We start from the raw sequence: 22559 nt of genomic DNA on the forward strand, positions 1-22559 counted from the left end.
ACCTAGCCCAGGGGGTCTGCGGGAGCGGCGTTGGCTGCCGAGCGCAGTTCGGCGATGCGGAGCCTAAGGAAAATGATCAGCAGGACCAGCGCCCAGACGGAGAGTACCGCCACCGCGACAATCACCAGCACGTACAGAATTGCAAAGACCGCACCCACGCCTGAAACAGCCATCATTTTCTCTTCCCCCATCGTCTGGACTTCCGGCGCCCGCCGGACCTGCCGGAAGTCTATAGGTCCTGTGCAAACGCACCGCGCAGTGCGGCCGGGCTGAAGCCGGGCGCTGGAGCTGTGCCGCCGGCTGCAATCGCTGGCAGGATGTAGTCCATGCGCGTGCTCATAGCCCCGGACAAGTTCAAAGGCAGCCTCACCGCCGAAGAGGCCGCTGCGGCCATGGCCCAGGGGGTGCTCTCCGTCTACCCGGACGCCGACGTCACCCGAATTCCCGTCGCCGACGGCGGGGAAGGCACCCTCGAAGCCGCCCTCGCCGCCGGAGCGGAGGAACGCACCGCGCGGGTCCGGGGTCCGCTTGGCCGCGAGGTCACCGCGGTTTGGGCGATGGACGGCACGACGGCGGTCCTGGAAACTGCACGCTCCTCCGGCCTGATGCTCGTGGAACCGTCCGTGCAGACGTCCCTGGCGGCGTCGAGCTTTGGCAGCGGTGAACTGATCACGGCGGCGCTCGACGCCGGCGCCCGGGAGATCATCCTGGGTATCGGCGGATCAGCAATGACCGACGGCGGCTCCGGCGCCCTGACCGCCCTGGGCCTGCGGATCCTTGACGCTGCGGGCGACCCGGTTCCCCCGGGCGGCGCAGGACTCGCACTGGCCGCCGCCGTCGACGCCTCGGGACTGGACCCGCGGGTGAAGGACACCCGCATCCGGATCGCCGCGGACGTCACCAACCCGCTGACCGGCCACAACGGTGCCGCCCACGTCTTCGGCGCGCAAAAAGGCGCGGATTCCTCCGCCCGGCTGCTGCTGGACGAGGCGCTGGGAAACTGGGCCGGGGTCCTCAAGGAAGCGACCGGCGTTGACGTCGACGTTCCCGGTGCCGGTGCGGCCGGCGGTTTCCCCTCCGGGTTCCTGGCTTTCACCAAGGCGCAGATTGAACCGGGGTTTGAACTCATTGCCGGCCTCGTGGGGCTGGTGCAGGCACTGGACCAGGCGGACCTGGTGCTCTCCGGGGAAGGCTCGATCGATGAGCAGTCCCGGTACGGGAAGGCGCCGCTGGAGGTGGCTCGCCTGGCGGCTGCCCGGGGCATCCCGGTGGTGCTGGTGGCCGGAGCCATCACGCTGAGCCCGAAAGTTCTTGCCGAGTACGGCGTCGAGGCTGCGGTGAGTGTGCTGGACCTGGCGCAGGGGCCGGAAGACGCGATGGCGCGGGCAGAGTTCTACGTTGCCCGCGCCACGCAGGCGGCCCTTGAAGGGGCCTAGGCTCCCGAACGGTTCCTAGCCGAGGCTGGAAGGCTTGGAACCGACATCTTCCTGCGGTTCGTCCGGCACGGTGCCGCGCCAGCGGGCAATCGCCATCATGCCGTGGTAGATCACCAGGGTCGCTGCAGTGCCCAGGGCGATGCCTTCGAAGGTCAGGCCCGCGACGTTCCAGGTGTAGTTGGCGATTCCGACCACCAGGGCGACGCCGGCCACGGAGAGGTTGATCGGGTTGGAGAAGTTCACCCGGTTGTCGACCCAGATGCGGACACCGAGGATGCCGATCATGCCGTAGAGCACGACGCCGGCCCCGCCGAGCACGCCCGGGGGAATGGTCGCGATGAGCGCCCCGAACTTCGGGAACAGGCTGAGCAGGACAGCGGTGATGCCGGCGACCCAGTAGGCCGCGGTGGAGTACACGCGGGAGGCAGCCATGACGCCGATGTTCTCCGCGTAAGTGGTGGTACCCGAACCGCCGCCGGCTCCGGCGAGGACCGTGGCAACGCCGTCGGCCATCAGCGCGCGTCCGGTGTACGGGTCCAGGTCGCGGCCGGTCATTGCGGCCACGGACTTCACGTGGCCGATGTTTTCGGCAACCAGCACCAGGACAACAGGGACGAACAGTCCAATGACGTTGAAGTGGAAGGTCGGGGCCATGAACTCCGGCAGGCCGAACCAGGCGGCGTCGTTGATCGTGGAGAAGTCGACTTCGCCCTGGATCACGGCCGCTGCGTAGCCGGCCAGGACGCCGACCAGGATGGACAGGCGGCCGATCAGGCCCTTGAACAGCACTGTCGTCAACAGGATCACGACGACGGTAACCGTTGCCGTAATAGGTCCGGCCTCGTAGTTGGTCCGGGTGGTGGGCGCCAGGTTCAGGCCGATCAGTGCCACGATCGCGCCAGTGACGGTGGGCGGCATCAGGACCTGGATCCAGCGGGTGCCGGCCAGCTGGGCGGCGAGGCCGATCAGGAACAGGGTGGCGCCGGCCATGATGATACCGCCCAGGGCGCCGCCGGGTCCATGCTGGTTTACCGCAGCGGCGATCGGCGCAATGAAGGCGAAGGAGGAGCCCAGGTAGCTGGGCACCTTGCCCGCGGTGATGATCAGGAACAGGATCGTCCCGACGCCGGAGAAGAAGAGGGTGGTGGCGGGCGGAAACCCGGTCAGGAGGGGTACCAGGAACGTTGCGCCGAACATGGCTACAACGTGCTGGGCGCCGATGCCGATGGTCCGCGGCCAGCTGAGCCTTTCATCCGGAGCGACGAATGAGCCGGGAGTAACTGTCCGGCCGTTCCCGTGGAGTTTCCAGTCTGTGCCGAGCCTGCTCATGCGTGTGCCTTCCAAAGGGACATTGGGGGATTGATTCGTGGAGAATGTTACCGGCGGGGCTTCTGTGCCACGCTATGTTGCACGCACGACCAATTTTACCGGGAAAGCTGTGAGGCCGAAGGCGGCCTGTGACGGACGGAATACACGTGGGAATGACAGTTTCGGGACGAACGGTCCTCATTACCGGCGCTGCCATGGGCATGGGGCTCCTGTACGCCGAACGGGCGGTGCGCGAAGGTGCCCGGGAGGTCCTGCTCTGGGACCGCAACACGGTAGCGCTCGAGGCGGCGGCTGCGCGGCTGCGCGGCCTCGGCTCGTCGACCGTGCGTTCCTGGAGCCTTGACGTCTCTTCGCTGGCTGAGGTCACCGAAGCCGCCCAGGCCGTCCTGGCTGAGGCCGGCACTCCGGACATCCTGATCAACAACGCCGGAATAGTCCGCGGCAAGTATTTCTGGGAGCACTCGGACGCCGACATAGACGCCGTGATGGACGTGAATTCGCTGGCCCCCATGCATATCACCCGGGCCTTCCTGCCGGGCATGATCGACCGCCGGACCCCGGCACGGATCCTGAATGTCGCTTCCGCTTCCGGAACGCTGTCCGTTCCGAAGATGAGCGTTTACACGGCCTCGAAGTGGGCCGTGATCGGGTGGAGCGATTCGCTGCGGCTGGAGCTGGAAGAGGCCGGTCACGGGCACGTGCAGGTGACCACGCTGATCCCGAGCTACATCAAGACCGGCATGTTCGAAGGCGCCCGCGGCCCGCTGATGACTCCCCTGATGGAACCCGAATATGTGGTGGACAAGGCCTGGAAGGCGCTGCTGGACGGCAAGGCCCGCGTGCAGCTGCCCTGGACCGTTCCGCTGGGAAGCGCCCTGCGCGGACTGCTGCCGCAGCCGGTTTGGGACGTTGTGGCCGGCAGGGTTTTCAAGGTCTACCAGTCCATGGACCATTTCACCGGCCGTCCGGCGGCGGGTTCAGCCCCTGCGGGTCAGGGCACCCGAACCGGAGGCGACGCGTGAGCGCGGATCTGGCTTCTGCCGAGGCGGGCATGGGGGCCATCCCCGAGCAGGTCGCAGCCGTCCGGAAGACCTACGACTCCGGCCGGACCCGGGAGCTGGCCTGGCGCCGCGGGCAGCTGCAGGCCATGCTGCGGCTGCTTTCCGAGCGGGAAGAAGAGCTGGCTGCTGCGCTGCACGCCGACCTGGGTAAGAACGCGCTCGAAAGCTACCTCACCGAAGTGTCGATCACACGCTCCGAAGTGGAGTACACCTTGAAGCACCTGGCGGCGTGGACCCGGAGCCGCAAGGTACCCGTCCCGCTGGGCCTGCAGCCGGCGTCGGCGCGCACTGAACCCCAGCCGCTCGGCGTCGTGCTCATCATTTCGCCGTGGAACTATCCCGTCCAGCTCCTGCTGGCGCCGCTGATCGGAGCCCTGGCAGCAGGCAACGCCGCGGTGCTCAAGCCCAGCGAACTGGCCCCGGCCACGTCCGCAGCCCTGGCCAGGATCCTGCCGCACTACCTGGACCCGGAGGCCGTAGTGGTCATTGAAGGCGCCCAGGAGGAATCCGAGGCGCTGCTGAAGGAACGCTTCGACCACATCTTCTTCACCGGCGGGGAACGGGTCGGGAAAGCCGTTATGCGCGCGGCGGCGGAACACCTGACACCGGTCACTCTGGAACTCGGCGGCAAGTCTCCCGCCGTCGTCCTGGACGGCAACCTGGCCGCCGTCGCCCGCCGCCTGGTCTACGGCAAGCTGATGAATGCCGGGCAGACCTGCGTCGCGCCGGACTACGTGCTGGCCACCGGGGACGTGGCACCGAAACTGGTGGCAGCCCTGGGCAAGGCCATCCGGGAATTCGTGGGCAAGGACCCGTCCCGCAGCCCGGACTTCGGACGGATCATCAATGAACGGCACTTCGACCGGCTCACGGCCTACCTTTCCGACGGCACCGTGGCATCAGGAGGGCGCAGCGACCGGCAGGCCCTGTACCTGGAGCCAACGGTCCTGACCGGCGTCGCGCTTGAATCCCCGGTGATGCAGGAGGAAATCTTCGGGCCGATCCTGCCGGTCATCACTGTCCCGGACCTGGACGCTGCCATGGACATCATCAACTCCCGGCCCTCGCCGCTGGCGTCGTACCTGTTCACTTCTTCAGCGGCCAACCAGCGGAAGTTTGAACAAGGAGTCCGTGCCGGCAGCGTGAACCACAACGCGGCAATCGTGCAGCTGGCCGTTCCGGAGCTGCCGTTTGGCGGCGCGGGTGCCAGCGGAATGGGCGCCTATCACGGCAAGCATTCCTTCGACACGTTCAGCCAGCTGCGTCCGGTCTTCTCCAAGGGCACGCTGCTGGACACCCTGCGGGTGGCGTATCCGCCGTACAACGGGTTCAAGTCCCGGATCCTGCGCCGCCTGCTCTAGCTCGGTGCGATGGACCTAGGAGATCACGGCGTCCACGATCGCCTTGGCCTCCTCCTGGACCTTCCGCAGGTGCTCCTCGCCCTTGAAGGACTCGGCGTAGATTTTGTACACGTCCTCAGTGCCTGACGGCCGAGCCGCGAACCAGGCGTTCTCGGTGGTGACCTTCAGGCCTCCCACGGCAGCACCATTTCCGGGTGCCTCGGTCAGGCGTGCGGTGATCTCCTCGCCGGCCAGGGTCGTGGCGGTGACGTCCGACGGCGCCAGCTTGGACAGCGCTGCCTTCTGGTCGCGGGTGGCCGGAGCATCCACACGGGCGTAGACGGGGTCCCCGAAGCGGTTCGTGAGTTCGCGGTAATGCTGCGACGGCGTCTTCTGAGTGGCTGCGGTGATTTCCGAGGCGAGCAGGGCCAGCAGGATGCCGTCCTTGTCCGTGGTCCAGGCGGTGCCGTCCAGGCGCAGGAAGGAGGCGCCGGCGGATTCTTCCCCGCCGAAGGCCACTTCGCCGGAAAGCAGGCCCGGAACGAACCACTTGAAGCCCACGGGAACCTCCATGAGCCGGCGGCCCAGGCTGTCCGTGACCCGGTCGATCATCGAGGAGGAGACCAGGGTCTTGCCGACCATGGCATCGCTGCGCCAGCCGGACCGGTTCGCGTAAAGGTACTCGACGGCCGCGGCGAGGTAGTGGTTGGGATTCATCAGTCCGGCGTCCGGGGTGACGATTCCGTGGCGGTCGGCATCGGCGTCGTTGCCGGTGGCGATGTCGTACTGGCCGGCCTGCGAGATCAGGGATGCCATCGCGTTCGGAGAGGAGCAGTCCATGCGGATCTTCTCGTCCCAGTCCAGGGTCATGAAACCGAACTGCGGGTCAACGCTCGGGTTGACCACGGTCAGGTTCAGGCCGTACTGCTCGCCGATGGCGCCCCAGTAATCCACGGATGCGCCGCCCATGGGATCCGCACCGATGTGCAGGCCGGAGGAGGCGATGACGTCCATGTTCAGGACGGAACCGAGGTCGGCGACGTAGTGCTGCAGGAAATCATAGGAGCCCACGGAATCCGCCAGGCGGGCCTGCCCCAGGGGAATCCGCTTTACCCCGCGCAGCCCGTCCTCGAGCAGTTCGTTGGCCCGGTTGGCGATCCACGATGTGGTGTCCGAGTCCGCCGGCCCGCCCGAGGGCGGATTGTACTTGAAGCCGCCGTCGGCCGGAGGGTTGTGCGACGGGGTAATCACGATCCCGTCCGCCTGGTCCGTGCGCGACGCGTTGTGTGTGAGGATCGCGTGGCTCAGCGCCGGCGTCGGCGTGTAACCGGTGCGCGCGTCGATCAGCACCTCGACGCCGTTGCCGGCCAATACTTCCAGTGCGGTGTTCTGTGCCGGCTCTGACAGGGCGTGGGTGTCCTTGCCCATGAACAGCGGGCCGGTGATGCCCTGTCCGGTGCGGTATTCCACAATCGCCTGGGTGATGGCAGCGATGTGCGGCTCGTTGAAGGAACCCTTCAGTGAAGTCCCGCGGTGGCCGGACGTTCCGAAAGCGACGCGCTGCCCCGGGTCGTCCAGATCTGGTGCGACGTCGAAATAGGCGTCCAGCAGTGCCGTCAGGTCAACGAGGTCGGATGGTTGGGCAGGTGTTCCGGCGCGGTTAGACATAGACCCAAGCATGCCAAAGATTCGGATGATCCGGCAGGCATCTGCCGTCCGTGCCGTCCTCTCCGGTTCCCGCCGCCCACGCGAGAGGCCAGTTACGGCTGGTTTGAGCGTTCAAAACAGCCGCAACTGGCCTCTCGGCGGAATGGAAAGGGGACGAGGGTTACTGGAGCATTGTCCGGTCGTCCAGGCCGCCCTTGATCTTCTCGAACTCGTGCAGCAGGTCCGGTACGGTCATGGCGCTCTTCTGGGCGCTGTCCAGGTCCAGGATGATCCTGCCTTCATGCATCATGATCAGCCGGGTGCCCAGGTCCAGGGCCTGCTGCATGTTGTGAGTGACCATCAGCGTGGTCAGGTTGTGGCGGGCCACGATCTCCCCGGTGAGGCGGGAAACCAGGGCAGCACGCTGCGGGTCCAGGGCAGCGGTGTGCTCGTCCAGCAGCAGGATCTTCGGCTCGCTGAACGTCGCCATCAGCAGGGACAGCGCCTGGCGCTGACCGCCGGAGAGCAGGCCGACCTTCGCCTTGAGCCGGTTCTCCAGCCCGAGTTCCAGGGACTTGAGCTCCTCGCGGAACAGCTCGCGCTTCTTCGGGGAAACACCCCAGCCCAGGCCGCGGCGCTTGCCCCGTTCGTAGGCGATGGACATGTTCTGCTCAATGCTCAGCTGCGGGGCGGAACCGGCCATGGGGTCCTGGAACACCCGGCCAATGAACCTGGCCCGCTGGTAGTCGGCCAGCTTCGTGACGTTCTTGCCGTCGATGAGCACCGATCCGGTGTCCGGACGGAGCTTGCCGGAGACCATGTTCAGCAGTGTCGATTTTCCGGCGCCGTTGGATCCGATGACGGTGATGAACTCCCCGGCGTGCAGTTCCAGGTCGATTTGTGCCAGGGCCACACGTTCGTTGACGGTGCCGGCGAAGAAGGTCTTCTGTACGTTGTCGATTTTCAGCATTGTTCTGCTTTCCGGCCTAGCTGGCTGTGGTGGCGTTGGACTTGCGCAGGCTGCTGAAGGTGGGCAGCCGGCGGAACAGTTTCCACTGCGGCAGGATGAGTGCGAGCACCACCAGCACTGCGGAAATCAGCTTCATGTCGTTGGGCTCGAAGCCGAGGTCCAGCGCCAGGGCAATCACGATGCGGTAGACAACCGCGCCAAGGACCACGGCCAGGGTGGAGACCACGATCAGGCGGCTGCCGAAGATGGCCTGCCCGATAATGACCGAGGCCAGGCCCACAAGGATCAGGCCGATGCCCATGCCGATGTCAGCGAAGCCCTGGTACTGCGCCACGAAGGCACCGCACAGACCGACGAAACCGTTGGAAAGTGCCAGGCCGAGGATCTTCATCCGGTCCGTGCTGACGCCAAAGCTGCTGACCATTTCCTGGTTGTCGCCGGTGGCCTGCATGGCCAGGCCGAGGTCGGTGTGCAGGAACCAGTCGAGGAAGAGCTTCACCCCGAGGGCCAGCAGCGCGAACAGGGCAATGGCGACGGCGCCGCCCAGATAGCCGTTTTCACGCAGCGGGGTGATGAGGGTGTCCTCGCGGAGCAGGGAAAGGTTGGACGTTCCCATAATCCGCAGGTTGATGGAGTAGAGGGCAATCATCGTGAGAATGCCGGCCAGCAGGCCGTTGATCTTGCCCTTGGTGTGCAGCAGGCCGGTGACGCAGCCGGCCACGAGGCCGGCTCCGAACGCGGCTGCCGTGGCGGCCAGGGGCGGAACCCCGTTGGTGATGGAAATGGCCGCCACGGCTGCGCCGGTGGTGAAGCTGCCATCCACGGTAAGGTCCGGAAAATCCAGGATCCGGAAGGTGAGGTAAACGCCCAGGGCCATAACGGCGTAGATAAGCCCCAGTTCAACAGCAGTGATCATGGAAGTTCTGTTCCTTACAGCAGGGTGGGAAAGGCAGCTTCGAGGATTACTCGATGACCTTGTCGGCCTTTTCGAGCATCGACGCGGGAATCTCGATGCCCATGTTGGCGGCTGCGGTCTTGTTGACCACGAGCTGCACTTCATCCAGGGTTTCAATCGGCATGGTGGCCGGGTCGGCGTCCTCTTCCAGGATCTTGATGGCCATCAGGCCGGTCTGGTAGCCGAGTGCTTCGTAGTCGATGCCCCAGGTGGCAACGCCGCCGGCCTCGACGGCACCGGCGTCGCCGGTGACCAGCGGAATCTTTTTGGTCTCGGCGATCTGGACCACGGAGTCCAGTGCTGCCACCACATTGTTGTCGGTGGGGATGTAGAAGGCGTCAACGTCCAGGGACTCAGCGGCCTGCTGCACCTCAGCGGTGTTGCTTACAGCCGCGAGCTTCAGCTCCAGGCCGAGCTCCTTGGCTGCTTCCTGGGCCAGTTCGATCTGCACCTCGGAGTTGACTTCGCCGGAGCTGTAGACGATCCCAACGGTCTTGGCATCGGGAGCCAGTTCCTTGATCAGCCCGAGCTGGTCTGCGACCGGGTTGAGGTCGCTGGTTCCGGTGAGGTTGGCGCCGGGGGCGTCCCAGGAATCGACCAGTCCTGCTTCTTCCGGTTCGGTGACCGCGGTGATGAGGATGGGAGTATCCGTGATGGCCTGTGCGGCGGCCTGAGCCGTCGGGGTGGCGATTGCCAGCACCAAATCGAGGTCGTCCGAGGCGAACTTTGAGGCAATCGAGGTGGCAGTTGCCTGCTCACCGGCTGCGTTCTGCTCGTCGTAGGTGATGTTCTCGCCCTCGGTGTACCCGTTTTCCGCCAGGGCCCGCTTGAACCCTTCCTTGGCGGAGGTGAGCGCATCGTGTTCGACGATCTGCGTGATGCCGACCTTGATCATTTCGGAATCGCCGGCTTCAGCGTCGGCGCCGCAGGCGGTGACTGCGAGTGATGCACTCAGCAGAAGGGCCCCCAGTGCCCCTGTCGTAGAACGCTTCATCGTTGCCCTTTCAATGCGCTGCCCAGCGGCGGACGGCGCCGGGGGGCAGGGTGACGTGGTGCCGGGCTTCCCTGGCCCGTTCCTCGGGGGTCGACGTCGGCGTCGTTCCGGAGGATGCACGGGTGTCGTTTCGCACCGGCTGGTTCACCGATACTAACTGTGAGGACAGTCACATTGTCTAATGGTTACGTCACTGCGAAGACAATTCTCCCGGGAACGGCGCTCTCCGGCGACGAACCTGCACCAGATAGGGAGGTCCGCCGTCATAGTGTCTAGTGCGGGCAGACGCTTCGTGGGTATGACCGGATAGCAAAAAGTGCCCGTTTGGTAACCAAACGGGCACTTTTTGTATCGATTTATAAAGGGTTAGCGAACGCCGCCCATGAGCTTTTTGATCGCCGGAGCGAACGCCGCGAGAACGATGCCGAGTGCGATGGCAGTGAGGCCCAGGAAGGAGAAGTAGCCGACTTCGGTCTCCCGGTTATAGAACTGCGCGAGCCAGCCCGAAAGCGTGCTGCCCAGGGATACCGACAGGTAGAACAGGGCCACCATCTGGGTGGGGAACGCCGCCGGAGCGAGCTTGGTCGCCGCGGAAAGCCCCGTGGGGGACAGTGTCAGTTCCGCGAACGTGAAGAGCAGCAGGATGCCTGCCAGGGCAAGAAGCGGCGTGCTGGCGGGGCCGCCGCCGGAGAACGGGATGAATGCCAGGAACGCGAGTCCCATGACGGCCAGCCCCATGCCGAACTTCAGCGGTGTGCCGGGCTGGCGTGTGCCCATCTTGGTCCACATGCTGGCGAAAATCGCGGCGAACACGATGATGAACACCGGGTTGATGGACTGGACGAAGCTCGGCGGCATCTCCCAGCCGAACAGGTCAAGGTTCAGTGAGGTATCCGCATAAAGCGCGACGACGGTGAACTGCTGCTGGAACAGGGCCCAGAAGGCCGTGCTGGCAACAAAGAGCGGCATGAAAGAGAAGACCCGCTTGCGCTCGATGGCGCTGACCCGCTTACTCGACAGGATCACCACGAAGTACGCGATGGCAGAGAGCAGCGCCACCACGGCCATCAGGGCAACAAGGTTCTGGCTGTTGATCAGGCCGAAGGCAATTGCGGCGCCGACGGCGGCGAGGACGAGTACGGCAAGGCCGCCGACGCGGGCGAACTGGGCTTTGGGCAGCGGGTTGGCCACCAGGTGGGCGGACTCGGGCAGGTACTTCCGGGTGGCGGCGTACTGTGCCAGGCCGATACCCATGCCTACCGCGGCCAGGCCAAAGCCGACGTGGAAGCCGAAGGAATCCCACAGCAGGCCGGTCAGGATCGGGCCGATGAGGGCGCCGATGTTGATGCCCATGTAGAAAATGGAGAAGCCTGCATCACGCCGCTCGTCGGTCTTTTCGTACAGCGAGCCGACCAGCGCGGTGGCATTTGCCTTCAAGCCGCCCGAACCGAGTGCGATGAGGACCAATCCGATGGCCAGGCCCGCGTAGCCGGGAACCAGCGACAGGGAGATGTGGCCGATCATCACGATCATGGCCGAGTAGAAGAGTGTCCGTTCCGAACCGAGGATACGGTCCGCGAGCCAGGCTCCGGCGATGGAAGAGAGGTACACGCCGCCGCCGTAGGCTCCGACGAGGCCGGCTGCGACTCCTTCGTCCATGCCCAGGCCGCCGTCTGTGACGGAGTAGTACATGTAGTAGAGCAGGATTCCCTGCATGCCGTAGAACGAGAACCGCTCCCAGAGCTCAACGCTGAAAAGGTTCGCGAGCATGCGGGGGTGGCCGAAGAACGCCTTGCGTGCCGGCAGTGCGGCAGCGGGTTCGGTAGTGGTGGGACTTGGACTCATTGTCCAATAATCCCAAAGGGCCAAGGGGCCCTAACGGCACATTTCCGCCAAAACCGGGGTGATCCGTGGAAGAACAATCAAGGGTCTGTGACAGGTATCACCGTGCCATGGCCAGTTTTGTCCACATGCTGGACAAAACTGCCGATCATTAAGCGTCGTCCTGTTAGTGGGCCTCAAGCTGCGCCGCCACGGAAAGCAGCTCTGCTTCCGCTCCAGGGCGCCCGATGAGCTGGATGCCCATCCACAGTCCGTCCGCATTCCGGTAGGTGGGCACTGTGATGGCGGGAAGGCCGCACACATTCACCATGGAGGTGAACGGAGAATACTGGCACTGCAGGGCGTAATCTTCGTCGGCGTCGCCGGTCCAGTACCAGCCGATGGGACGCGGCGTCATGCCCAGTGCCGGTGTGAGCACCATGTCCCACTGCGAATACTGGGAGATGGTGTCCTCCTCGAAACCGCGCAGGATGTCGACGGCGGCGGCCAAGTCTGCTGCGGACCGCTGCAGGGCCCGGCGCCGCATGGTTGCCGTGAGCGGGGTCAGCAGCTCCTCGGCGCCCGGCGGGAGCGGAATGTTCGCCAGCGGTGCGGTCCAGACCAGGCCGAAGGCATCCGGATACCGCTCGTCATATCGGACCTCGGCTTCGGAGATGTCATGGCCGGCGTTGGTAAGTGCCACGATGCCCGCCTCCAGGGCCAGCCGGGCGTCAGGGTCCAGCCGGATCTCCAGCCGGGACTCAAACGGTGAGCGTGCGCTGACCCCTATGCGGAAGCGGCCCTCGGCGCGCTGTGCGGCCGCCAGGAAACTGCCCGGGACGGCGGGTGCACTCGTGGCGTGGAAGTTCGGCTCGCCGGTCATGGCATCCAGCAGCAGGGCAGCGTCGGCAGCCGTCCTGGCCAGCGGCCCGGCGACCACAAACTGCCCGAGGTCGCGCTGGCCCCCGCCGGAAGGCACCCGTCCGCGGTTCGGCTTGAGGCCGGTCAGGCCGGTCGCCGCTGCCGGGATCCGAACTGACCCGCCGCCGTCGGTGCCAGGCGCAAACGGCAGCATTCCCGCAGCGACCGCAGCCGCGCTGCCTCCGGATGAGCCGCCCGGACTCAGTGAAGGATCGAGGGGATTGCGCGCAGGCTCGCCGATGAGGTTCTCGCTGTAGCTGCTGAGGCCAAACTCGGGCACCTGCGTCTTGCCCAGGCTGATGGCGCCGGCCCGCCGGAGAATGGCGGGAAGCGGCCCGTCCTGCGCCGCGGGTTCGCGCGGTACCGCCGCACTGCCCATGGTGGTGGGAACACCCGCGACGTCGGTGAGGTCCTTGTGCGCCAGCGGCATGCCGTGCAGCAGGCCAAGGTTCCGGCCGCCGGCGTGCTCAACATCGGCCCGTGCGGCTTCGCGGAGGGCCGGCTCGGCGGTGACTTCCACGAAGGAGCCCAGCTCCGGATTCAGCTCCGCGACCCGGCCCAGATAGTACTCGGCAGCTTCCCGCGCCGATATTTCACCGGCGGCAAGAGCGTCCCGCAGCGCAACGGCGGTCATGCCGCCCAATTCTCCGGCGGAGGAGTTGGCGCTGTTGCCGGTAGTAGGACCAATGGACATTTGTTACCTCCGGGGCCGGGGCTCTTCGGTTCTCTGGCGGTGCGTCCCACTATAGGCTTGAAGACAATGTGGGAAAGACCTGACGGCAGGCTATCGCGTGCCTTGTCAGACCCGGCTATGACAACTGCGAGGAAGCAATGAGCGAGATGGAAAACGTGTCCGTGACGGCCATTCCTGAAGGTGCCCGGATCCTTGATGTCCGCGAGGACTATGAATGGGAAGCAGGGCACGCCCCCGGCGCTTTGCACATTCCGCTGGACCAGCTTCCGGAGCGCCTGGATGACCTTGACCCGGACACCGACCTTGCGGTGATCTGCCGCTCGGGCGGCCGCAGCGCCCGGGCTGCCCAGTGGCTCGAAGCCCATGGATATTCCGCCGTCAACGTCACCGGCGGCATGGGCGCCTGGCTGGAGGCCGGCCAGCCGATGGTCTCCGACAACGGGAAAGAACCCACCGTCGTATGAGCGGCTCCGGCAGCGCCGGGACGCCGCGGCTGCCCGGCACCATGGTCTACACCTATCTGGGCCCGGAGGGAACGTTCACCGAAGCGGCCCTGCTGCAGGTTCCCGGAGCCGACCAGGCGGTGCGCATTCCGTCCGCAAGCGTCAGCTCGGCCCTGGAAAAGGTGCGGTCCGGGCACGCCAATGCCGCTGTGGTGCCGATCGAGAACTCGGTAGAAGGCGGCGTCAGCGCCACGCTTGATGCGATCTCCGTAGGTCAGCCGCTGCGGATCCTGCGCGAAATCCTGGTTCCCATCACCTTTGTCCTGGCGGTTCGGCCCGGCATGGAACTGGCAGACATCCGCCGGGTTTCCACGCACAGCCACGCCTGGGCGCAGTGCCGGGACTGGGCGGAACAAAACATTCCACATGCGGAATATTTGCCCGCCTCGTCGACGGCGGCAGCCGCCGTCGGACTCCAGGATCCGGAGTCCGGCTTCGATGCCGCCATCTGCGCGCCCCTGGTGGCTTCGCGGCTGGGGCTGAACGTTATTGCCCGGGACATAGGGGACGTAGCGGACGCGGTCACGCGGTTCATCCTGATCAGCCTGCCCGGACTCCTGCCGGAACCGACCGGCGCGGACAAGACAACCGTGGTTATTCCGCTTCCCGAAGACCGTCCGGGCGCACTCATGGAAATCCTGGAACACTTCTCCACCCGCGGGGTCAACCTGAGCCGGATTGAGTCCCGGCCCACCGGAGCCTTCCTTGGTGACTACTTCTTCAGCATCGACGCCGACGGGCACGTCTCTGACGCAAGGGTGGCCGACGCACTGAAGGGCCTGCACCGGGTCTCGCCGGGGCTGAGGTTCCTGGGCTCCTATCCACGGGCGGACCACCGCCGTGCGGAGGTGCCGCCGCATACCTCCGACGAGGCGTTCGAGGCTGCGGACCAGTGGCTCGCATCGTTGATTGACGGCTAGCCGTGCCCCGCCTGCGCCGCAGCAACTGCGAACATCCCGGATACACCCGCCGCCGCTGGGGCAAGGGGTTCAGCTACCGCGGCCTGAGGAACGAGGTGCTGCGGGATCCGCGGGAACTGAAGCGCATACGATCACTGGCCATCCCGCCCGCCTGGCAGGATGTCTGGATTAGTCCCTACCCCAACGGGCACATCCAGGCCACGGGCCAGGACGCGGCAGGGCGGCGGCAGTACATTTACCATCCGCACTGGCGCGAGATGAAGGACCGGGAAAAGTTTGACCGTGCCCTTGAGCTGGCCCAGGCCCTCCCTGCCGCCCGCCGGATCATTACGAAATACCTGCGGAGCAGCGAAAGCACACCGGAGCGGGCCTTTGCGGCAGCGCTGCGGATCATAGACTCCGGAGCCCTGCGGGTCGGAGGTTCCCGGTACGCCGAAATGAACGGCTCCTACGGAACCACCACGCTGCGGATCGAACATGTCACGGTCCAGGACACCCGGCTGATCCTGGAATTTCCGGGCAAGCACGGCCAGGAATGGTACGTGGAGCTGGATGACGAGGACCTGGTCGCTGCCCTGGTGCCAATGCTGGAGCGGCCGGATGCGGACACCGCGCTGGCGTACATCGGCGTGGACGGGCAGTGGCACAGCATCGACGCCTCCCAGCTGAACGGTTTCCTGCGCGAGGCGACGGCCGGAGATTTCACCGCCAAGGACTTCAGGACCTGGCAGGCAACGGTCTCTGCGGCAATGGGGCTGGCCCGGGCGCACTCCGAAGCCACAACCAGGCGGGCGCAGCAGCAGGCCGTGGCCCGGACCGTGCGTGAGGTGGCGGAGCGCCTGGGCAACACCCCCGCCGTCGCCCGCAAGTCCTACATTGACCCGCGCGTGGTGGACCGTTTCCTGGCCGGGGAAGTGATTCCAGTGGCCGGCTACTCAGCCTCGGAGACGGCAGTGCGCGAGATGCTCGGGGATTAGCCGAGCATTTGCTCCCGCCTTATGGTAAGTATGCTTATAGACCCGTGCCGCAAGGCAGCCGGGCAAGCCATCGAAACGAAAGGCGGACTATGAGCGAGCACCCGAATGAAGAAGAGCAGCTGACGGATCCCAAGCCAAGCGGCCAGTCCACCGGCGACGATAACTGGCGCGGTGACGTCGGCGACCAGGGTAACGACATCCGCTTCGCTGAGGAGCAGGAACTCATCCGCCAGCAGGCCTCCCCTGCTTCGCTGAAGAAGGATGAAGGCGAGTACACGGACGCAGACGGCTCAAAGGAGCCGCCGTCCCGCGGCGGGGCCCGCGACGAAGAAGGCGGTTACACCGACTCTGAAGGCACCCAGGACTAGCACTTTAGGACCTTTTCCGGCGGGAATCAGCCGGTTGGCGGCCGTCTCCGCAGCCTTGACCGGGCTGGGGAGGCGGCCGCTGTGCTTCCGGCCCCTCCGCCGGGCGGCTGGGGGTCAGCAGCCCGGACGCGAAGGCACCGCGGGTCCACCGTCACACTGACGCTGGTTGCTGCGCCCGTCAGGTCTCCGTCCAGCTGGGTGATCGTGGGTTCCTCGGTGCTGACGGTGACCCTGCGCGCCCGGCGGTATTCGATCAGGGGAAGGTCGCGGCGGTTGCGGGTGACGATCTTGCCCACCACAGCTGCCCAGCCCAGGACCGTCCGGGGGCTCAGCACCACGATGTCCAGCATGCCGTCGTCAACCGCGGCTGACGGGATGAAGTCGATTCCTGCCGGCAGCCTGCCGGTGTTGGCGAAGAGTACGCTCCGGACCTTGCGCACCTGCGCCGGCTCGTCGTCGAGCTGGATGCGCATCCGCCGCCGCGGGCCGGGCATGAGACGCACGCCGGCTTCGCTGTAGGCCAGCCACCCCACGCGTCGTTTGAGCTCGTCACGCGTAGCCGCGATGACCTCCGCATCAAGGCCGATTCCACCCATGACCAGGAAGTTGCTGGTGGAGCGGGCCCCGGTGCGGGCGTCCTCCAGCACCAGCCGGCCCATGTCGATCCGCCGCTCCGAACCGTGCAGCGCCGCCTGGACGCTGCCGGCCAGGTCATTGAGGGGCAGGCCGAGGTTCCGGGCGAGCAGGTTCCCGGTGCCAAGCGGAATCAGGCCCATGGCCGCGGGTGCGTTTGCCAGTGCGCGGGCCACCTCGCGGACAGTGCCGTCCCCGCCGGCTGCCAGTACGACGTCGGCTCCTGCTTCCAGCGCCTGCTGCGCCTGCTGGTGGCCGGGGGACTCCACCGTTGTCTCGAAAATCAGCGGAGGTTCCCACCCTGCGATTTCGCAGGCTGCGGCGAGGATGGTGCGGGCGGAATCTGCCTGCGACTTGATCGGGTTGATGACCATGGCCACCCGCTGGTCAGCTGCGGCTACCGGGCGGGTGACGCGTGCGGCGAGCAGGCGGCGCTCCCGCCGGGACATCACCTGCCAGGTCGACACGGACGCGATAACGGCAGTTGTCAGCAGCAGGATGACGGCTATTTCGGCAGGCATGGTGATTTCCAGACTAGTCCAGCCCTGCGTGCGGGGCGGCAAGGTGGTTTTCGGTACTCTTGAACCGTGATCGATGTTAATGAGCTGCGAGAAAACCCTGACAAGTTCCGAGCTTCCCAACGGGCACGGCTGGCTGAACCCGAGCTGGTGGACGCGATCATTTCCGCAGACGCCCGCCGGCGCGAGGCGCGGACCCGCTACGAGACGCTGCGGGCCGAGCAGAATGCGTTCGGCAAGCGTGTCGCCCAGGCCAAGGGCGAAGAGAAGCAGGCGCTCCTCGCCGAGGTCAAGGAACTGGCTGCAGCCGTCAAGGCCGCCGGAACCGAGGCAGACGCCGTCCAGGCGGAGCAGGAGGCGCTGGTCCGGCGCGTCGCGAACGTCGTTGAAGACGGCGTCCCCGCAGGCGGCGAAGACGATTTCACCGTCCTCAAGACCGTAGGTACGCCCCGCGACTTTGCGGCGGAAGGTTTCACCCCACGCGACCACCTCGAACTTGGCGAGCTCCTGGGGGCGATCGACATGGAGCGCGGTGCGAAGGTATCCGGTTCCCGTTTCTACTTCCTGCGCGGCGTCGGCGCCCGGCTGGAACTGGGCCTGCTCCAGATGGCCATGGACCAGGCAGTCAAAGCCGGCTTCGTGCCGATGATCACGCCCACGCTGGTGCGCCCGGAAACCATGCAGGGCACGGGCTTTGACGTGGCCCACGACGCCGAGATCTACCGCCTGGCCGAGGATGACCTGTACCTGGTGGGCACCTCCGAGGTTCCGCTGGCCGGCTACCATGCCGACGAGATCATGGACCTCACGGGTGGTCCGGTACGTTACGCCGGCTGGTCCTCCTGCTACCGCCGCGAAGCCGGTTCCCACGGCAAGGACACCCGTGGAATCATCCGCGTGCACCAGTTCAACAAGGTGGAAATGTTCACCTACACCTCCGTTGAGGAAGCAGCGGCCGAGCATCAGCGGCTGCTGGCCTGGGAAGAGGAAATGCTGGCGAAGGTCGAGCTGCCTTACCGGGTAATTGAAACTGCCGCCGGAGACCTGGGCATGTCCGCAGCCCGCAAGTACGACTGCGAAGCCTGGGTGCCCACCCAGAACGCCTACCGCGAGCTGACCTCCACGTCGAACTGCACCACGTTCCAGGCCCGGCGCCTGAACATCCGCGAACGCCAGGACGGCAAGACCCGCGCCGTGGCCACGCTGAACGGCACCCTGGCAACCACCCGCTGGATCGTCGCTATCCTCGAACACCACCAGAATCCGGACGGTTCGGTCAACGTGCCGGCGGCGCTTCAGCCCTACATGGGTGGCCTGGAAGTCCTTCCGGTCCTCTGATCCGGCCCAGTCCCTCTGATCCGGCCAGTCCCCTGCTGCCGCATTCGGTGCAGCGGCGGGGGCCGGTAACGGTTCACCCGCGGTTCACCCGGAGTGTGAACCGCGTCCTACCGCTATTTACCTACGTCTGTTTATATGAGTCGATGACAACTCTCACCTCCGCCGGCATCGAAGACCGGTTCAACACAGATAGCAAGCACCTCATCGCCCTGGACGTCGACGGAACCCTGGTGGACCACGACGGGCACATGTCCCCCAATGTCCGGTCCGCGGCCAGGGACGCGATCGCCGCCGGCCACCACCTGGTGATTTCCACCGGCCGCTCCTTTGGCGCCGCACTTCCGGTCCTTGAGAGCATTGGCCTCACTGACGGCTTCACCGTCTGCTCCAACGGCGGCGTCACCCTCCAGATCGACACCTCCCTGCCGGACGGCTACCAAATTGTGGACCGGGTGGTCTTTGATCCCCGCCCCGCGCTGGACGCCCTGCGCGTGTCACTGCCTACCGCCAAGTTCGCCCTGGAAGACCACGAGGGACGTTTCCTGTCCACCGAACGGTTCCAGGACGCCAGCTTCGGCGCGGAAGCACAGGCCGTGGACTTCGAATACCTGCGCGAAAGCAAAGCCGTGCGTGTGGTGGTGTTCAGCACCGACAGCACTGCCGAGGAATTCGGCGACGCCGTGGCCGCCATCGGCCTGCACGGGGTGACGTATTCAGTGGGCTGGACCGCCTGGCTGGACATCGCCGCAGCAGGCGTCACCAAGGCATCCGCGCTGGAACAGGTCCGCCGCCGTCTGGACATCGACCCCCTGCACACCGTTGCCGTGGGCGACGGCCGCAACGACATTGAAATGCTCTCCTGGGCCGCACGCGGTGTCGCTATGGGTCAGTCCCCGAAGGAAGTGCTGTCCGTTGCCTCCGAAGTGACCGGCTCGGTCTATGAGGACGGCGCCGCGAAGGTCATCCGCAGCCTGCTCACCCCGCGCTGACCGGCCGCGCCTTGCCACCACACGCTGACCGCAAGGTTCTGGTCAGTGGCGCTTCGGGGCAGTACGGATATGTGGGGCAGTGCGGATATGTTCAGTACGGATATGTTCAGCGCAGATAGGGAAGCGGCGCCGGCGGGAGGGCAGCAGGCCCCGCAGCCAGGTCCAGCAGGCGGGCAGCAGCCGGACGGGTTGCCCACTCCTCGACCCAGTGGGCGCGCACCACTGCCTTGCTGACCGCCTGTGCGCTGATGCCCAGTACTTCGGCCACGTACTTCTGCTGCCCCCGGGCTCCGGGCGTCAGCAGGTCCAGAACGTTCCATTCCGCGGTGGTGCGGCTGGCCACCAACTGCCCCAGCAGACGCAGGACAGCCTCGGCTTCGGCAGCAATTTGGGTATCGGGTCCTTCAACGGCCAGCGGTATGCGGTCTCCGGTGCGCTGCGCCCGTTCCACCGCGCGCCTGGCGTAGACCAGCCCGAATCCTTCAGCCTGGAGCACATCCTGCGGCAGGGGACGGCGGATTTCACCAACGCCGAGGCCAACGTGCCAGCGCCGGGCCCGCACGGCAATCAGGGCGGCGTCCACCGCTGCAGCGGGATCAGCAAGGATCCCCTGGACCTCATCCCCCACGGAGCGCTGGAATCCAGCGGCAGCAGGAATGTGCCGCAGGGAGCGCAGCAGCTCCGGAACCTGGTCGCCCACCTCGCGGGAGTCCCGCTGGTTGATGGTCAGCACAAAATGCATGGCCTCAGCATGCCAGAGCAACCGGCGAAACAACCGCTAGGGGTTGATTGGGCGTGCCGCGTCCCAGATAGCAGAAACTGCACGTACCAGCGCTGGTACGTGCAGTTTCTGTAATCTCGTTGGGGGAGGAAGTCCCTAGTTGTTTTCGGGGTTCGCGTCGACGTCGCGGCCCTGCGGCTCGTCCTCTTCGCTGGCCTCGCCCTGCGCCTTGAAACGCTCGAGGGAAGCTTCGACCTCTGCTTCGGCGGCTTCGCGGCCTTCCCAGTCAGCGGCCTCTACCCACTTGCCCGGCTCAAGGTCCTTGTACTTGGTGAAGAAGTGCTTGATTTCGTCCAGCAGGAAATCCGACACGTCGGAGATGTCCTGGATGTGGTCGAAGCGCGGGTCCACGGGAACGCAGAGGACCTTGGCGTCTCCGCCGCCGTCGTCCACCATGTTGAAGACGCCGATCGGGCGGGATTCAACCAGCACACCCGGGATCAGGTCGAAGTCCTGCAGCATGACCATAGCGTCCAGCGGATCGCCGTCCTCGCCGAGGGTGTTTTCGAAGTAGCCGTAGTGGGTCGGGTACTGCATGGAGGTGAACAGCACGCGGTCCAGCCGCAGGCGGTGCGTCTCGTGGTCAATTTCGTACTTGACGCGGGATCCCTTGGGGATCTCGATCGTTACGTCGAGTTTCATATCGGCTCCTTGAAAACGGCCCGGGCGGACCGCGCAAACGGACAGACGGTTTAGTGCACTTTAGTGCGCAGATGGACAATGGGCGCAGCCGGAATTCCCCGTCCATTTGGGAATGTCCGTTTGGCTCACCGCGCCGGTCTAGTGTTAAAGATATATGTCCGCAGGCGTTGCCGGGTCCGCCCCGGCGCTGGAAGCCTTGCAGACGGCCGCCGCTGGGGCGGGACCTGAGGCATCAGGGAAGCGACGAAACAGAAGATGGTGGCCCTTGGCGAGGATGTTCTCCGGGTTGGCGCTGGCGCTGGCCTTTGCCGTCCTGCTGGTGCCCCTGGCTGTGTACGCCGGTCCGCCCCTGCTCCGGGAGCTGGACGGTTCCGCTGTCGAACGCCAGAGCGTGACGCCTTCCTACCAGCGTCCCCCCGCAGCACTGACGAAGAATTCCTTCGTCAGCCCGCTCGACCCTGCCGCCCCGGTTCCGGATCCGGCGGTCCTGGCCGGCCTGCTTGACGCCGAGCTCGCACTGGAAGGTGCCGGATCGTTTTCCGCCGTAGTCACTGATGCCCTTACCGGGCGGGTTCTGTACGAGCGGAATCCGGCGGTGGCCGGGATGCCGGCGTCGACCCTGAAAGTCCTGACCGCGGCGGCCGTAGCCTCGGCCCTGGACCCCGGGTCCCGCTTTGAAACCACCGTCCATGCGGCGCCGGCAGCCGCGGGAGAGACCGTCGTGGTCCTGAGGGGCGGCGGGGACGTGCTGCTGGGCACGGGAGAGTCCGCCGACGATGCCGTCGTCGGCCGGGCCGGACTGGCGACGCTTGCCCAGTCTGCCGCCAAGGCCCTGGGTTCCAACGCCGGGACTGTCCGGGTCCAGGTCGATGATTCCTTTTTCACGGGTCCTGCGCTCTCCTCCGCTTGGAACGAAGCGGACATCGACGCGGGGGAGATCGCTCCCGTCTACCCCCTGGCCGTGAACTCCGCCTGGACGGACGAATCCCGGCAGGGCGGTCCGCGTACCGGGGACGCGGCGATGGCTGCGGCAGAAGCTTTCCGGAACGCCCTGGCCCAGGCCGGAGAGAAAGCCGGCTTCAGTGTGGCCGACGGCGTGGAACGGGGAACCGTGGCGGCGGGAGCCCGCCGGCTTGCCGTCGTCGAGTCGGCCACGGTCTCCGACCAGATCCAGCAGATGCTGATGGTCTCGGACAACTATCTTGCAGAAGCCCTGGCCCGCTCGGCGGCTGCGGCAACGGGACACGAGCCGTCGTTTGAAGGCGCACTGGACACTGTGGCTGACCAGGCATCAGCCCTGGGGATCGATACCGCAGGCATGGTGCTGGCGGACGTGTCCGGACTCGCGGCCGAAAACGCGTTGACCGCGCGGCAGCTCACGGATGCCGTCCGGCTGGTCCTGACCTCCAGCGACGAGGGGCTGCGTGCGGTTGCCCGCGGCCTGCCGGTCGCCGGGCTGAGCGGAACCTTGGAGCGGCGGTATGACGACGGCGGCGCCGCAGCCGGTTTGGTCCGGGCGAAGACCGGAACACTGTTTGCCGTCACCGCGCTCAACGGGTACGTCACCGACGCCGATGGCCGGCTTCTGGCGTTCGCGCTGGTGGCACGGGGACTGGACGGAAACACGCTCGAGGCCCGGGAAGCCGTTGACGCCGCTGCAGCGGTTCTGGCCGGTTGCGGCTGCCGCTGAACACCCGCGCAATTGGAACCGGACGGAACACT

22 protein-coding genes are annotated in these 22559 nt (G+C 66.1%); 10 read left to right on the forward strand and 12 right to left on the reverse strand.

Annotated elements, in window-relative coordinates; translation table 11 throughout:
• Window positions 1-2: 2 nt before the first annotated feature.
• Entirely contained in the window at window positions 3-176 is a 174-nt protein-coding gene (locus NF551_RS00330; protein WP_227896487.1) for a hypothetical protein, read from the reverse strand.
• 150 nt (window positions 177-326) lie between these two features.
• Between NF551_RS00330 and NF551_RS00335 the strand changes: the two genes are divergently transcribed.
• A complete protein-coding gene (locus NF551_RS00335; RefSeq protein ID WP_227896488.1) occupies window positions 327-1436 on the forward strand; it encodes a glycerate kinase in 1110 nt (369 codons plus the stop codon).
• 15 nt (window positions 1437-1451) lie between these two features.
• On the opposite strand, the gene NF551_RS00340 is transcribed toward NF551_RS00335, so the two are convergent.
• Entirely contained in the window at window positions 1452-2765 is a 1314-nt protein-coding gene (locus tag NF551_RS00340; protein ID WP_227896489.1) for a uracil-xanthine permease family protein, read from the reverse strand.
• A gap of 152 nt (window positions 2766-2917) precedes the next feature.
• On the opposite strand from NF551_RS00340, the gene NF551_RS00345 reads away from it, so the two are divergent.
• Entirely contained in the window at window positions 2918-3787 is an 870-nt protein-coding gene (locus NF551_RS00345) for an SDR family NAD(P)-dependent oxidoreductase (protein WP_231704560.1), read from the forward strand.
• Complete coding sequence (locus NF551_RS00350; protein ID WP_227896491.1) at window positions 3784-5187, forward strand: aldehyde dehydrogenase family protein; 1404 nt, start codon at window positions 3784-3786, stop codon at window positions 5185-5187. The genes NF551_RS00345 and NF551_RS00350 overlap by 4 nt, the downstream gene beginning before the upstream one ends.
• A gap of 15 nt (window positions 5188-5202) precedes the next feature.
• Here the strand turns inward: NF551_RS00350 and pgm are convergent, their stop codons facing one another.
• The 7 genes from pgm to NF551_RS00385 all read right to left on the reverse strand — a co-directional run bounded on the left by pgm (window position 5203) and on the right by NF551_RS00385 (window position 13168).
• A complete protein-coding gene (gene pgm / locus NF551_RS00355) occupies window positions 5203-6834 on the reverse strand; it encodes a phosphoglucomutase (alpha-D-glucose-1,6-bisphosphate-dependent) (RefSeq protein WP_227896492.1) in 1632 nt (543 codons plus the stop codon).
• 160 nt (window positions 6835-6994) lie between these two features.
• Entirely contained in the window at window positions 6995-7783 is a 789-nt protein-coding gene (locus NF551_RS00360; RefSeq protein ID WP_227896493.1) for an ABC transporter ATP-binding protein, read from the reverse strand.
• Between the two features lie 16 nt (window positions 7784-7799).
• A complete protein-coding gene (locus NF551_RS00365) occupies window positions 7800-8699 on the reverse strand; it encodes an ABC transporter permease (RefSeq protein WP_227896494.1) in 900 nt (299 codons plus the stop codon).
• A 46-nt stretch (window positions 8700-8745) separates the two neighbouring features.
• A complete protein-coding gene (locus NF551_RS00370; protein ID WP_227896495.1) occupies window positions 8746-9732 on the reverse strand; it encodes an ABC transporter substrate-binding protein in 987 nt (328 codons plus the stop codon).
• Between the two features lie 10 nt (window positions 9733-9742).
• Window positions 9743-9880 (reverse strand): hypothetical protein, encoded by a 138-nt coding sequence (locus NF551_RS00375; protein WP_227896496.1) that lies wholly within the window; start codon window positions 9878-9880, stop codon window positions 9743-9745.
• Window positions 9881-10098: 218 nt separating this feature from the next.
• On the reverse strand, window positions 10099-11577 hold the full coding sequence (locus NF551_RS00380; protein WP_227896497.1) for a peptide MFS transporter: 1479 nt from the start codon (window positions 11575-11577) through the stop codon (window positions 10099-10101).
• Between the two features lie 163 nt (window positions 11578-11740).
• Window positions 11741-13168, reverse strand: a complete 1428-nt coding sequence (locus tag NF551_RS00385; protein ID WP_227896498.1) for an amidase — start codon at window positions 13166-13168, stop codon at window positions 11741-11743.
• A 137-nt stretch (window positions 13169-13305) separates the two neighbouring features.
• Here NF551_RS00385 and NF551_RS00390 point away from each other — a divergent pair, with 137 nt between their 5' ends.
• The 4 genes from NF551_RS00390 (at window position 13306) to NF551_RS00405 (ending at window position 15936) form a co-directional block, all read left to right on the forward strand.
• Window positions 13306-13632, forward strand: a complete 327-nt coding sequence (locus tag NF551_RS00390) for a rhodanese-like domain-containing protein (RefSeq protein ID WP_227896499.1) — start codon at window positions 13306-13308, stop codon at window positions 13630-13632.
• Window positions 13629-14591, forward strand: coding sequence for a prephenate dehydratase (pheA, locus tag NF551_RS00395; RefSeq protein WP_227896500.1), 963 nt, complete (start codon window positions 13629-13631; stop codon window positions 14589-14591). Before NF551_RS00390 ends, pheA begins: the two co-directional genes overlap by 4 nt.
• A gap of 2 nt (window positions 14592-14593) precedes the next feature.
• Entirely contained in the window at window positions 14594-15568 is a 975-nt protein-coding gene (locus NF551_RS00400; RefSeq protein WP_227896501.1) for a DNA topoisomerase IB, read from the forward strand.
• Between the two features lie 89 nt (window positions 15569-15657).
• Window positions 15658-15936: a hypothetical protein gene (locus NF551_RS00405; RefSeq protein WP_227896502.1), complete on the forward strand. Its 279-nt coding sequence runs from the start codon at window positions 15658-15660 to the stop codon at window positions 15934-15936.
• Between the two features lie 26 nt (window positions 15937-15962).
• Here the strand turns inward: NF551_RS00405 and NF551_RS00410 are convergent, their stop codons facing one another.
• Complete coding sequence (locus NF551_RS00410) at window positions 15963-17090, reverse strand: diacylglycerol/lipid kinase family protein (protein ID WP_227896503.1); 1128 nt, start codon at window positions 17088-17090, stop codon at window positions 15963-15965.
• A 66-nt stretch (window positions 17091-17156) separates the two neighbouring features.
• Between NF551_RS00410 and serS the strand changes: the two genes are divergently transcribed.
• A complete protein-coding gene (gene serS / locus NF551_RS00415) occupies window positions 17157-18425 on the forward strand; it encodes a serine--tRNA ligase (protein WP_227896504.1) in 1269 nt (422 codons plus the stop codon).
• Window positions 18426-18568: 143 nt separating this feature from the next.
• Window positions 18569-19414: an HAD family hydrolase gene (locus NF551_RS00420; protein WP_227896505.1), complete on the forward strand. Its 846-nt coding sequence runs from the start codon at window positions 18569-18571 to the stop codon at window positions 19412-19414.
• A gap of 106 nt (window positions 19415-19520) precedes the next feature.
• Here NF551_RS00420 and NF551_RS00425 read toward each other — a convergent pair whose 3' ends face one another.
• Window positions 19521-20156 (reverse strand): hypothetical protein, encoded by a 636-nt coding sequence (locus tag NF551_RS00425; RefSeq protein ID WP_227896506.1) that lies wholly within the window; start codon window positions 20154-20156, stop codon window positions 19521-19523.
• A gap of 135 nt (window positions 20157-20291) precedes the next feature.
• A complete protein-coding gene (locus NF551_RS00430; RefSeq protein ID WP_227896507.1) occupies window positions 20292-20837 on the reverse strand; it encodes an inorganic diphosphatase in 546 nt (181 codons plus the stop codon).
• Between the two features lie 274 nt (window positions 20838-21111).
• Here NF551_RS00430 and dacB point away from each other — a divergent pair, with 274 nt between their 5' ends.
• Entirely contained in the window at window positions 21112-22527 is a 1416-nt protein-coding gene (gene dacB / locus NF551_RS00435) for a D-alanyl-D-alanine carboxypeptidase/D-alanyl-D-alanine endopeptidase (protein WP_227896588.1), read from the forward strand.
• Window positions 22528-22559 lie beyond the last annotated feature (32 nt).

The sequence above is a fragment of the Arthrobacter caoxuetaonis genome (genome assembly GCF_023921125.1).
In the GTDB taxonomy this organism is placed as follows: domain Bacteria; phylum Actinomycetota; class Actinomycetes; order Actinomycetales; family Micrococcaceae; genus Arthrobacter_B; species Arthrobacter_B caoxuetaonis.